At 61.5% G+C, this 13,432-nt stretch carries 8 protein-coding genes and 1 pseudogene; 6 read left to right on the top strand and 3 right to left on the bottom strand.

Features of this window, described 5'->3' with window-relative positions; all coding sequences use genetic code 11:
• Window positions 1-448 precede the first annotated feature (448 nt).
• From K315_RS0105455 to K315_RS09500, 4 genes are all read left to right on the top strand, one after another.
• Window positions 449-2,047 carry an aminopeptidase P family protein gene (locus K315_RS0105455; RefSeq protein WP_029576543.1) on the top strand — a complete coding sequence of 533 codons (1,599 nt, stop codon included), beginning with the start codon at window positions 449-451 and terminating at the stop codon, window positions 2,045-2,047.
• Between the two features lie 308 nt (window positions 2,048-2,355).
• Window positions 2,356-2,868, top strand: a complete 513-nt coding sequence (locus K315_RS0105450; protein ID WP_029576542.1) for an NUDIX hydrolase — start codon at window positions 2,356-2,358, stop codon at window positions 2,866-2,868.
• A gap of 161 nt (window positions 2,869-3,029) precedes the next feature.
• The gene (locus tag K315_RS0105445; RefSeq protein WP_029576541.1) at window positions 3,030-4,652 is read left to right on the top strand and encodes a bifunctional folylpolyglutamate synthase/dihydrofolate synthase; all 1,623 of its coding nucleotides are present in this window, start codon (window positions 3,030-3,032) and stop codon (window positions 4,650-4,652) included.
• Between the two features lie 23 nt (window positions 4,653-4,675).
• A complete protein-coding gene (locus tag K315_RS09500) occupies window positions 4,676-8,377 on the top strand; it encodes an AAA family ATPase (protein ID WP_033520465.1) in 3,702 nt (1,233 codons plus the stop codon).
• A 64-nt stretch (window positions 8,378-8,441) separates the two neighbouring features.
• On the opposite strand, the gene K315_RS0105435 is transcribed toward K315_RS09500, so the two are convergent.
• The 3 genes from K315_RS0105435 to K315_RS0105425 form a co-directional block, all read right to left on the bottom strand.
• On the bottom strand, window positions 8,442-9,686 hold the full coding sequence (locus K315_RS0105435) for a carboxylate--amine ligase (RefSeq protein WP_029576540.1): 1,245 nt from the start codon (window positions 9,684-9,686) through the stop codon (window positions 8,442-8,444).
• Window positions 9,687-9,738: 52 nt separating this feature from the next.
• Entirely contained in the window at window positions 9,739-11,286 is a 1,548-nt protein-coding gene (locus K315_RS0105430; RefSeq protein WP_029576539.1) for a UDP-N-acetylmuramoyl-L-alanyl-D-glutamate--2,6-diaminopimelate ligase, read from the bottom strand.
• 130 nt (window positions 11,287-11,416) lie between these two features.
• Window positions 11,417-12,187: an exonuclease domain-containing protein gene (locus K315_RS0105425; protein WP_029576538.1), complete on the bottom strand. Its 771-nt coding sequence runs from the start codon at window positions 12,185-12,187 to the stop codon at window positions 11,417-11,419.
• A 169-nt stretch (window positions 12,188-12,356) separates the two neighbouring features.
• On the opposite strand from K315_RS0105425, the gene K315_RS0105420 reads away from it, so the two are divergent.
• Window positions 12,357-12,980: a sigma-70 family RNA polymerase sigma factor gene (locus tag K315_RS0105420; protein WP_238556447.1), complete on the top strand. Its 624-nt coding sequence runs from the start codon at window positions 12,357-12,359 to the stop codon at window positions 12,978-12,980.
• Window positions 12,981-13,028: 48 nt separating this feature from the next.
• Window positions 13,029-13,322 (top strand): annotated as a pseudogene (locus tag K315_RS09495) (hypothetical protein); the annotation flags it as partial.
• Between the last annotated feature and the right edge of the window lie 110 nt (window positions 13,323-13,432).

The following is a 13,432-nucleotide window of genomic DNA, read 5'->3' as shown; positions in this document are numbered from 1 at the left end:
ATGGGGATCGGGCATGTTACGTATGTCGACGCATGCGCGGCTGGAGGGGTGGCCCGAAAATCGTACTAGGAAAAAGCGATTAGGCGCGTTGTGTATGTCGAGGCATACGGCCGCCGCACAATGCCCTTGGCTTCAAAACGATGCGTGGACGAAACCGGATGCTTGCGCATGTTTTCGCATACACGCGCGACCGTTCGATGTTCAGTTCTGCCGCTCGTATGGCAGAGAGCAGCATACCCGCGCCAGAACCTTCCTGCCTTGGCGATTGTGACCATCCCGATCAGTGGGTATGCGGGTATGACTACAGTGGCAGTGATTGAAAGGTAGGAAATTCCCTTGTGCAGCGGTGCGCCGACACGCGTGACTGGCCGGGCCATCGCGCAACGTGCGTGAGCGTGCCATCACCTACAACCGTTCGCGCAGGGAATGGGACGAGTCTGGAGGCATCATGGATTCGGTGATCACCGAAGCAGACAAGGCGTACGAGGCCGAAGAACGTAAGAACGCCCCGGGCCCGGACCAGCCGATGGCAGACCGGGTGAACAACCGTTCGTTGCGCCCGAACAGCGAGACGTTTCGCCAGTTCATGACCACCGGCTGGGACAACGCCGAGCCGGCGGTCGAGCCGTTGGAATCGAGCAAGTACATCGGCAAGCGTCTTGAGGCGCTGGGCAAGCGGTTCCCGGGCGAGCGCATTGTCATTCCCGCGGGTCAGCCGAAAGTGCGCAACAATGATTGCGATTACGCCTTCCGTCCGGATACCGCGTTCGCGTACTATACCGGCTTGGGCTGCGATTACGAGGCGGGTGCCGTGCTCGTGCTCAACCCGCTCGATCCGAACAGCGCAGAGGCGAAGGCCGGCAAAACCCATGCACCGGAACTGTTCGTCGCCCCTCGTGCCGATAACAGCACGGCTGATTACTACCGTGACACCCATTACGGCGAGTACTGGGTCGGCCCGCGTGCCGGCCTGCGTGAGCTCAAGGCGATGACGGGCATCGAGACCCATGACATCGCCACGCTTGAGGACGCGATCAGCAAGGATGTCGGCGCCGAGGCGGGTGCCGTGCAGCTGCGCGTGGTGCGCACCACCGATCCGTCGATTACGCAGATGGTCGAACGGGTGCGCGAGGCGAACGGTTTCGGCGACCCGGATGCGAACACGAAGGCCGATGAAGCGTTGGCGGAGTTCGGTTCTGAGCAGCGCATGGTCAAGGACCAGTATGAAATTGGCGAGATCCGCAAGGCTGTCGAGGCCACGAAGCACGGTTTCGACCGTATGCTCACCCACTTGCCGCGCGTGATCGGCCGCCCGCGTTCCGAGCGCATGCTGGAGGGCGCGTTCAATTCGGTGGCACGCGAGGAGGGCAACGCCGTCGGCTATGACACGATTATCGCCTCGGGCAAGCATGCGCCGATTCTGCACTGGATGCGCAACACCGGCGTGGTCGGCGACGGCGAACTGCTGCTCGTCGATGCTGGTGTCGAGGTCGATAGCCTGTACACGGCTGACATCACGCGCACTTTCCCGGTCAATGGCAAGTTCACACCGTTGCAGCGCAAGCTGTATCAGGCGGTGCTGGACTCCCAGCAGGCCGGTTTCGAAGCCGCGCAGCCGGGTGCCACGTATTCGGATATCCATCATGCGTGCATGCGCGTAATCGCCGAGCGCCTGCACGAGTGGGGCATTCTGAAGGTCCCCGTTGAGGAATCCCTGTCCCCGCAAGGACAGCAGCATCGTCGTTGGCTTGCTTGCGGTGTCGCGCACCATCTGGGGCTTGACGTACATGATTGCGCGCAGGCCCGCTACGAGTCGTATCAGGGCGCGAAAATCACGCCGGGCATGATTTTCACGATTGAGCCTGGCCTGTATTTCGCGGCGAACGATTTGCTGCTGCCGCCTGAGCTGCGTGGCATCGGCATTCGTATCGAGGATGATGTGCTCATGACCGAGCACGGCCCCGAATGGATTTCGGCCGGCATCCCCAAGCAGATCGACGAGGTCGAGGCTTGGCTTGCCGAGCGTGCCGCGGCGCGTGGGGACTGAGATCCTGCGTCCCTGAGGCATCAATCCGTTGCGATGGCCATGCCGGAGCAAGTCATCGCAACGGATTGACGTATCTTCCGGTACTTTCGGGCACGTTTCGACACGTTCCAGTACTGACGGTACGTTCCGCACGTTTCGACACGTTCGGATGCGTTCCACACGCTTCGGTACGTCCCGCACATTCCGCACTTTCCGACACGTACCCAACCCCGATTTCCACATCCCGCCTCCACGCCCAATCCTTCCGTACACTCAACCTTCCCATACCCCCGCCCCTCAACACCACCGACAACAAGCATGGAGCATCAATGCCGACACCTGATTTCATCATCGAATTGCGTAAATCCATCGGTCACAGCCTTCTATGGTTGACCGGCGTCACCGCCTATGTGCGCGACGATGCCGGGCGCGTGCTGCTCGGCCGGCGTTCGGACACCGGGCAGTGGGCGCTCGTCTACGGAATCGTCGAGCCGGGGGAGGAGCCGGCGGATACCGCGGTGCGCGAAATCAAGGAGGAAACCGGCGTGGACGCGGTCGTCACCGATCTGGTGGCGGTCACCAGCAGCGACCGCATCATCACCTACGGCAACGGCGACCAGGCGCAGTACATGGATCATTCCTTCCTGTGCTCACTACGCCCCGGCGGCAACGCGAGGCCTTTCGTGGGCGATGAGGAAAGCCTCCAGGTCGGCTGGTTCGCTGTGGACGACCTGCCCAGTCCGCTCGCGGCGAGCACCGTCGAGCGCATGGCCGTGTTCCGTGATTACCTTGAGCGCCGCGAGCATGGCGACCGTGCCGCGGTTTTTCGCGGTGGGCGCTGATTGCGGATTCCCCATGGATTTCGCATACAATTCGCATAGAATAGGAACAAAGTGCCCGCATTGGCCTCCAGACGGCAATCCGGGCGCGCGAATGCGGTCTGCCAGCGCCGGCCGCATGTCCCCACAGCACAGCAATAGGCATAGGAAAGAGACCAGCGGGTATGTCGTTTGAACATCCGAATCGCAGCGGTGAGAACATCCGTGACGTTGAGCGTGAAATCATGAAGCGCCCACCGGAACACAACAAGACGAATCTCGACCTCGACCGCATGAACATGATGGTCGATTTGCTCGGCAACCCGCAGGATAGCTTCCGCGTCATCCACATCACTGGCACGAACGGCAAGGGGTCCACCGCGCGCATGGCGGAGGCGATCTGCCGTTCGTATGGCATGCGTACCGGCCTGTACACGTCCCCGCATCTGGAGAAGATCAACGAGCGGATCGCCATTGACGGCCAGCAGCTGTCCGATGATGATTTCATTGATTCGTGGGACCAGATCAAGGATCTGGTTGCGCTGGTGGACCGCAAGATGGAGCAGGAGAACAAGCCGCCGATGAGCTTCTTCGAGGTGCTCACCTCGATGGCGATCTGGAAGTTCGCCGACGCCCCGGTCGATGTCGCGATTTTCGAAGTCGGCATGGGCGGCGCCTGGGATGCGACGAACGTGATGGATGCGGATGCCGCGATCATCGGCCCGGTGGACATGGATCACATGCAGTGGCTGGGCGATACGGTCGAGAAAATCGCTACCGAGAAGTCAGGCATCATCAAGCTCGGCTGCACGGCGATTATCGGCCGTCAGCCGCACGCCGAGCAGGTCATGCCGATTCTTGAAGCCGCAGCGAAACGCAACAACGCCACGCTGGTTCGCGACGGCGAGGAGATGGAAGTCGTCTCCCGCGTCCCTGCAGTCGGCGGTCAGATGGCGACGCTGCGCACGCCGGAAGGCGAATACCGTGACGTGCCGATCGCGAAATTCGGCGAACATCAGGCGCATAACGCCTTGGCAGCCCTTGCCGCCGCGGAAACCGTGATTCCGGTCAACGGCCAGCTTGACCAAGATCTGGTCGATGAGGCGCTCGGCAGTGTGAAGGTACCCGGCCGCATCGAACAGGTCCGCACATCCCCGACGATCATTGTCGATGGCGGGCACAACGTGAACGCCGCCCAGTCTTTGCGCGCCGCAATCGAGGAGAATTACAGCTTCCAGCAGCTGGTCGGCGTGGTCGCCATGATGGGTGACAAGCAGGTCGAGGAATATCTTGGCGTGCTTGAGCCGATTCTGAGCGAGATCATCGTCACCGAGAACTCGTGGCGTGACCGCGTCATGCCAGTCGAAGAGCTGGAGAAGATCGCGGTGCGCGTGTTCGGCCCGGACCGTGTGACCGTCATCAAGGATCTTCCGGACGCCATCCAGGCCGCTGTCGACAAGGTCGATGCTGAAGATGACCTGGGCGTCGGCTATGGGCATGGCGTGCTGATTTGCGGCAGCTTCGTCACTGCGGGCGACGCGAGGACATTGCTGACCGAACATATGGCCTCCGATCTGGCCAAGCCGAAGGCCGAACGCGTCAATCCGCCCGTTGTCTCGCCTGAGGACGCGGACGATGCCGGCAAGAGTGCCGACACTGCTGACACCGACGGCAAGCCGGAAACCGACGATGTGATCAACGAGATCCTCAACGCCGGCGAGGAAGGACTGAAGTTCACCATCGACGCACGCACGTCAGGCAATACGGACAAGTCCGCCGGTAACACATCCGGAACCAGTAACGCCTGACCGGCCAGAACCCCACCACGCCCATGTATCTCAAGGAACTCACCCTTCGCGGATTCAAATCCTTCGCGAACCCGACGACGCTGCGCTTCGAGCCGGGCGTCACAGCCGTCGTCGGCCCGAACGGGTCAGGCAAATCCAACATCGTTGACGCCCTGACTTGGGTGATGGGCGAACAAGGCGCCAAAAACCTTCGTGGCACGTCGATGGAGGACGTGATTTTCGCGGGCACCTCCACCCGGCCGCCTGCGGGGCGCGCGCAGGTCTCTCTGACCATCGACAACACCGATCACGCGCTCGACATCGACTACACGGAAGTGACCATCAGTCGTACGCTGTACCGCAACGGCGGGTCGGAATACGCAATCAACGGGTCGGCGTGCCGGCTGCTGGACATCCAGGAACTCCTGTCGGATTCCGGCCTCGGCCAGCAGATGCATGTAATCGTCGGGCAGGGCAGGCTTGACGCCATTCTGCGCGCTGACCCGAGCGGACACCGCGCGTTCATCGAGGAGGCTGCCGGCATTCTCAAGCACCGCAAACGCAAAGAACGGGCGTTGCGCAAGCTGGCGAACACCGAAGACAATCTCGCCCGGCTTGACGATTTGCTGCGCGAAATCCACCGCCAGCTCGGCCCTCTGGGGCGTCAAGCGCGTGTTTCTCGGCGTGCAGACACCATCCAGATGACCATCAGGGACGCCCAAGCCCGGCTGTTCGCCGATGACGCGTGCCAGTTGCGAGATAAGCGTGACCATCTGCGCGGCGATCTCGCCGACACCCGCCGCCAGCTCGCTGCGTTGCAACAGGGCTTGGCGAAAGCCAAAGTGCGCATCGAACAGGTGGAGGCCATCACCTCGGGATCTAACCCGCAGCTCGCCCAAGCGAATCAAGTGTGGCACGATTTGTCGCGCCTTGAGGAACGATTCGGCTCTCTTGCTTCTGTGGCCGCCGAACGCGCCGCTTCCATCCGCTCGCAGATTGTGGCCGATACCGGCGAAAACCCCGACATGCTCACCAAACGCGCCGACGAACTTGAGCGGCAGGTAGCCAAGCAGCGGAGTGCAGTCGATGACGCGCGGCTCGCCTATGATCAGGCGACCGAAACACGCGCCGACCATGAACGGCGGCTCGCCTCGATTCGCCAGACCCTGACCGAACTGCGCAAAACCGCGAAACAGCGTGACGCGCATATCGCCAATCTGCGGGAACTGGTCGCTCGCGAGGAATCGGCGGTGCATGCTGCGGACACCAGAATCGCCGACCTGTCCACACAACTGTCCGATATGCGGACGCAAGCGGAGCAGGCGCGCACGCGCGTCGCTGAACTGGAACAGGAACGCCAAGACGCTGATGACGACGGGGGAGCGGCACTCGACGCAGCCAGAACAGCCCTCCAGCACAGTCAGGAGGCGCTTGATGAGACGCTTGCCCGGCAGCGGGAGCTCAACGGAAAAATCATCTCCCTGCAAGCCAAGGCGGATGCGCTCGCCGATACTTTGGACAGCCGCAATGCCGCCGGGGAGCTTGAAACCGACCGGGATATCGCCGTGATGGGGCGGCTTGCGGATTTCATCCGTATCGAAGACGGATGGGAGGAAGCCGTCGCACACGCCCTCGGCGACTATGCGAGCGCGATTGTCGTCCCTGGGCAGGAGCAGATGCTCGCCGCTCTGGAACGTGCGCAGGACCATGCGCTCGGCAAGGCGGTGCTGCTGCATCCGCTCGGCGGGCAAACGGACGATGCTGCTGTCGGCACTGATAACGTTGATGCTGATAATGCTGATGACGCTGATGACGCTGGCGTCAACGCTGCCGCCGTCAGCACCGCTGCCACCGCTGATACTGCCACAAGCCGACCAAAACCGCACGAATCCGCCGCCGCGCTGGTCGACGCAAACCCGCATGCTCAAGACCCTGAGTCCGCCCGTCGTGTCACAGCTGCGGTGCGTGCACTACTCGCCGACACCGCCGCGAAGGAGGCCCGTGACGATGCCCTCAAGGCCGTCAATCAGGGCCCGTGGAAACGAGCGGTAACCCGTCAGGGAGAGGTGCTTACCGCGGTGGGGGCGCAAGGCGGATCATCCCTGTCGCAAAGCGATCTGTCGCTAGCCGCAAAGCGAGACAAGGCGCTTGCCGACATGCAGGGATTGCGCTCCCGGCTTGCCGACATCGATGCGTCTGTGGCAGAGCTGACTGAGAAACGCGACCAGGCCCGGCTCGACGTTGACCGTCAGGCGCAGTTGCGTACCGAGGCACGAGTCAAGGCGCAACAGACGCAACGAACGCTGAAGGCGGCGCGGGAACGGGTCGAGACCGCCGCACGGCAGCTCGCACGCGTCGAGGAGACGTTACGCAGCGCATCACAAGGGCGGGACGACCATCAAGGCAAGCTTGAGGATGTGCGCAAGGCGTTGGCGACCGCGCAGGAATCGCAGGATACGAACGCCGACCTTGACGACCTCGCCGCCCGCGAACATCAACTCGAGCAGCAACTCGGGCAGACGCGCGAACAGGAGGTGTCCGCGAAACTCGCATGGAAGGAAGCCGACCGGCAAGCCCAGTCCTTGCAACGGCAAATCGGCTTGTTACGCGACAACGCCGAACAGGCGAGGCAACGTCAGGCACGAATCCAAGAACAGAACGACACCCGTCGCCGGCGGGCGGATGCGGCGGACCAGGTCTCGAATGATGCCGCCGCCTGTGCACGGCTCGCCCATGCAAGCGTCGTCCGCGCCGCACAGCGCCGCGATCGTTTGCAAGCGGAACTGTCCACCCATGATGAGGAACTGAAAGCATTGCGGGCGGAGCGCGACCGGTTGGAACCCCAGGTGCAGCGTCTGCAGCGCGACGAGCATGAGCTTGATGTGGAGCGAGAACGGCAGGCTGCCGCTTGGGGACAACTCACGCAGAAGGTCGCGGACACGCTCGGTATGGATATGGACGAGCTGGTCGAGCAGTATTCCCCTGATCACCCGGTGCCGGTGTTATCGCCGGAGCATGCCACTGCTCCGGGGGAACACCAGTCGGAAGCACAGAACGAGGATCAGGCAGCCCCGGCGACCGTCCCGTACGTGCGGCAGGAGCAGATCAAACGTCTGGAACGCGCCCAGCGCGACCTCAAGGCCTTGGGCAAGGTCAACCCGCTCGCCGCCGAGGAATATGAGGCGCTCAACGCGCGCAACCAGTATCTGCACGACCAGCGTGACGATGTTGCGAAAAGCCGTCAGGACCTGCTCAAACTCGTGCAGGATTTGGACCAGACCATGGTCAGTGTGTTCTCCAGCGCGTTCGAAGACACGGCCGCCGCATTCCAGCATGTGTTCGCCACCCTGTTCCCGGGTGGTACCGGCCGGCTCAGGCTTGAAGACCCGGACGACATGCTGGGCACGGGCGTGATTGTCGAGGCAAGCCCCGCCGGCAAGCGCATCAAGCAGCTGAGCCTGTTGTCGGGCGGCGAACGTTCGCTGACCGCGCTGGCCTTGTTGTTCGCGATTTTCACGGCCCGCCCCAGCCCCTTCTACGTGATGGACGAGGTGGAAGCCGCGCTCGACGACGTGAACCTGACGAGGCTGCTGGACGCGCTGGATGATCTGCGCGAGCATGCCCAGCTCATCATCATCACGCACCAGCAGCGTACGATGGCCATCGCCGACGCGCTCTACGGCATCACCATGCGCGCCGACGGCGTGAGCGCCGCCATCAGCCAGCGGTTGGAACGTCGCCGCTGACGGTTGACGGCTGACGGCGGTTCCGCCAGCTGCCGCCGCCATGCCGGCTGATGATGCCAACCGGTCAGAACTTCAAGCGCATATGCTCGAAGTTGACCCGGCCCCAGAACCGCTGCCTCAAGGTATCCTCACGGCACAGCAGCGGGCTGCTCCAATGGCCCGAGTCGAACATACGCATGGCGTCATCATGCTTGGCCCCATGTGTCTCATGGTCGATGACGCTGCGCGGAACCATCGTGAACAGGAAATCGTCGTCGGCGGCAAGTTCCTTGGCGGACAGAGCATCATGCAAATCATGATGCATGACGAAATGCTCGATCAACGGCTTGACGAACGGGCATCCGGCCAGACTGACATAGTAGGTGTTCCTGCCGGGACGCGTGTTGACTTCTAGGAAATGGGGGTTGCCGTCCGCGTCATCCATAACATCGAAATTGGCATAGCCCTCGTAACCGGTATCCGCAAGGAATCGCCCGGCCGCCTCGAGCAAATCATGATGCTTGCCCGTGGACATGATAACCAGAGGATTGCCGATGCCGGTGGCGCTGCGGTCCTGCACAAGCACATCGCCGCTGACTGCCACGATGGCGGTGCCGTTGGCATCTGAGAACGTGGTCAGCGTATGCAGCGACTCGTCGCTAGCGGACAGACGCTCCTGAATGAGCAAAGCATGCGAATAGCTTGATGCGGCGACGGCATCGTAGATAGAGAACAGCTCCTGTTCGGAAGAGACGATATAGACTTTGTTTTTCCCGGGGATATCGGCATAATGCCAGTCGGCGGAGTTCGAAGGCTTGGCGATGAGCGGATAGCTCAGTCCAGACAGTTCCCGCTTCTCGCGCACGACACGCATCGACGTGCCGGCAAGCACAGAATCGTCATACGAATCGGAGAACGGCACGACGATGGTCTTCGGATACGGCATGCCCAGTCGGTCGCAGCGGGCGTAGAAGCGGTCCTTTTGCGTAATGTCGTCGAGCAGATCGAAATCGATATACGGAATCACATATCCCAGTTCTTCCAGCTCCTGCTTGTGCTTCGACAGGTTGCGCACATGCCAGTCGCTTGCCCCTGCGATGACCACGGGCTGCGCGTCGAAATGACCCGCATGGGCGTGGAGCCACTCCATCAGTCGCTGTTCTTTGTCGATATCTTCGATAGTGCGGTAATCGGTGAATCTACTGGCTGAAGAGTACTTGATGTCAGCGCCCGCCAGCATGGTCGTCTTGCTGGAATAACACCGGTGAAGCTCTCGCGCGTATGAATATCCGAGAGTGTCTCCGCCAAGGACGATTGGCTCAAAATCCATAATTATTCCTTACCTGTCATGAATGTCGAATGCGTTCGCTCTGTATGCCGCGTCAACCCAGCAAGCGTGCAAAAATCGCGTCATCGCCCTCATACGGTGTATGCCGGTTCAGTCGCTTGATCCAGCGTTCGTTCCCCTTTCCGATGGCGAGGATGACGTCGAGACGCTCCGGGTGACTTTTCGCGACTGCTGCGGCGTTTTCGATGGCCTGTGCGCGATTGAGGATGATGTCGGACTTGACTTGCGAGTCGGTGACGTAGCCTGCCATCTTCTTGCAGATATCTTCCGTGGGTTCCGTATTGGTGTCCTCCTCGGTGAAGATGAACCGGCCGATTCGATGCTGGGCCGCTTCAACGATCTCCTTGCGGCGGTCGTACGCCTTGTTACCCGCGGAACCTGTAATCACGGTGATATTCGGGTGACGTGTGCCGAAGCGTTCGTTGACATAATCAAGCAACGCCGTCATGGAAATCCCGTTATGCGCGTAGTCGACGATGGCGACGGTATTCGTGGACGGGTCTTCGAAGCGTTCCATGCGGCCAGCAATCTTCACGTGCTCCATCGCATGCAGGGCTTCCGGCGACGCGTCAAGCCCCAAAGCGTGGACGATCGCCAGCGCGGCGGCGGCGTTCGCATAGTTGAAATCACCGTCAATTGCGAGCGAGAACAAGCCGAAATCGACGCCATCGGCCTCGATCCGGTACTGCGTGTGGGCGGGGTCTGCGGGGCTTGCCACAACATCGGCGGGCGTGGTGAGTTTCGCCTCGTCATGCAGCGCGAAGGTGACGATGCTCCGCCGGTCGCGCTGCGCCTGCTGCCTGATCAGATCGGCATGATCCGCGTCGGCGCCGAGCACGAGCGTGTGGCAGTTGTCGACGATCTGCCGCTTGCACCACAGGTAGTCCTCGAATGTCGGGTGCTCGATAGGACTGATATGGTCGGGGGAGATGTTCAGGAACACGCCCACGTCGAAGGTCAGGCCGTACACGCGATTGACCTTGTACGCCTGCGAAGAGACCTCCATGACCAGATAGCGCATGCCGTGACTCACGGCCTCGCCCATCATGCGGAAGGCATCGAGCGATTCCGGCGTGGTCAGATCGGATTCCACGTACGTGCGGCCGTCTACGCAGTTGTCGACCGACGAGAACAGCGCCGCCTTGCCGCCGCTGAGGGCGCTGAGCACGGCGTGGGTGAAGTAGGCGGTCGTGGTCTTGCCTTTGGTGCCGGTGATGCCGACCACGGTCAGCTTCTCCTGCGGACGACCGTAGAATTCCGCAGATAGCAGGCTCATCGCCTTGCGCACGTCGGACACGATCAGCCCCGGGGCGGCGGTGCGCTCGTGGAACTCGGTTTCGGACACGTATGCCGCCAGCCCGCGCGCATCGATCCCGTCAAGATATTCCGGGCGGAACGCGCCCTTGCAGAACAGCAGCGTACCGGCTTCCACCTTACGCGTGTCATAGGTGACCGAAGAGAACGGGGCGTCCGAACCCTCGAATTCGCCGGCGCCCAGCGTCCAGCGGTCAGCCCTGACGATTTCGTGCAACAGATGATGCTGTTGCAGCAGCTGTGCGGCCGAAACCAGAGTCAAAGCCATGATCGAACCTTTCTTGTCGTTCCCCGTCTGCCGCCCTCATTGTAGACGGTGCGCTGTGTCGGTTCCGTGCAGGCGCGTGCGGGGAGTCCGGCGGTGCCGTCTGATTTTCGCCTGATATCTGCCGATGCGGTCACAGCCACTGATCGTGCAGCGGGGTACGGCCGCGGCTTTCCAGCCACTGATTGAACGATGTCTGCCAAGCATCATGCGCTTGCCGCTGCCAATCCATCAGCTCACCCAAGGTCAGATGCCCGACCTGGGGGTACAAGGTGCTCATCGGCTTGATGAGGTCCACCGCGGCGACCGTGTCCGCCGTGGCGTTGTGGAAATCGCCGGTGGGGACGACACCGTAATATTCCGTGGTCAAGGTCAGGGTACGCTTGCCGTGGCGCTTGGATACCGCGCGGTCGATGACCAGCGGGTCGACCACCAGCAGGCTCGATGCCGCCGGTGCCTGATTCGTCCGTTCGCTGACTTGGGGCAGCTTCCAGCGATTCAGGTCGCCTTCGAGCATATGGACGTCAAAGGGTGCATTGTAGGCCAGAAGCGGGATGTTTTTTTCCTGCGCCGCCGCGATAGCCCGCGCAATCTGGTCGATTGCGTCCGTCGGCTCCATGCCGTGTTCGGCGAGATAGTCGTCGGTGAAGCCGTTGACGGCGCTCGCCCTTGGATTCATCCGCCGATGCGGGTTGATCACCCACTCGGTCTCGGCGTCGCCTTCATGGCCGCGCTGCGGATCGCGCAATACGAGGGTCGCGGACACGATGGCGTCACGTCCCGCCGCAACACCCGTGGTTTCGGTGTCGAAGCCAAGCAGCCACGAAGAGCCAAGCTGCGTGTCATCGCTTTGTTGCGGCGCTTCCTCCAACGCCGCAATCAGTGCGTCATAAGTCATGGTCATAAGGAACATTGTGCGATGCGAAACAGACAATCACCGGCAGGACGCTACTGCGGCTCGCCGTCATCGCCGAATACGAAACGCCGAGTGCGGCGCGTCATAGAATAGTGGGGTGAGCAACGAGCTGAACGAATCAACAGAAGAGAAGCGCAAGCGCTTCGAAAAGCTCGCCATGCCCGCGGTGAACACGTTGTACCGTCAGGCAATGAAACTGACCAATAATCCCGATGACGCGCAGGATCTGGTCCAGGACACCTTCGAACGGGGATTCAAGGCGTTTGACAGCTTCAAACCGGGCAGCAATTTCGAAGCGTGGATGACCACAATCGAGCGCAACTCGTATTTCAACCAGTACGCCAAAGCGAAGCGGCGCCCGCAGCGCGCGAACGATTCGACCGGGGAATACGATGACTGGGATATCTACTCCGCCTCCGAACATGCTTCGCAAGGCTTGGAGTCGGCTGAACAACAGTATCTCGACACGTATGCGCCCGAGGAAATCATGGCGGCGCTTAACAAACTCAGCCCTGAGCGCCGGCAGGTGTTTATCGACGCTGCGATTGACGGCAAGTCCTACCAGCAGGTGGCGGATGAGCAAGGTGTGAAAATCGGTACGGTGATGAGCCGGCTCAACCGTGCACGTACCCAACTCAAGCAGGAACTCGCTACGTATGCGAAAGAACGCGGATATGGTGTCGGGCGCACTCGTGCAGGCGAAGCTGATTCCTCTTCGCCGGTCGCGAATTCACCACGTCGCGGCCATACCAAGTCAGTCACGGCGGGCCATAATGAATAGCGACACATGTAAGCCAGCATGCCGCGGGCATCGCAGGAAGGAGTCGGCATGAATCAGTATGAGCATCATAGCCATATCTCCATCACCCGCCATACCCGCGAAGGCGTGACGCGCACCGATGTGCATATCGTGCAGATTGGTTCGTTCTCAGGCGAGGACGGCGATCCCGAAGGCGTTGAAGCCGCGCGTGACGGTGGGCATGAGTGTTTCGATCCCGAATCCTGTTGCGATGCGCAGGAGCGGGCGCTCATCGCGATGATGCGCGCCTATCTACGTCCGCAGGCGGCGCCGGAATGTCTGATCGAGCGGTTGCATCGCACCTTGGATGCATGCTGCCGTGAAGAGGAATGCGGGCATGATGATGTCCGTGATGCGCGTGATGTTCGCGACGCCTGTGACCTCCATGTCGCCGACGGCGTTGATGGGCATGTCACAGATCTGCAGCCCGATGA

This window comes from Bifidobacterium thermacidophilum subsp. thermacidophilum DSM 15837, from assembly GCF_000426425.1.
GTDB classification, from domain to species: domain Bacteria; phylum Actinomycetota; class Actinomycetes; order Actinomycetales; family Bifidobacteriaceae; genus Bifidobacterium; species Bifidobacterium thermacidophilum.
Note: the sequence above shows the minus strand (reverse complement) of the source record. Positions and strands in the feature narration are given on the sequence as shown.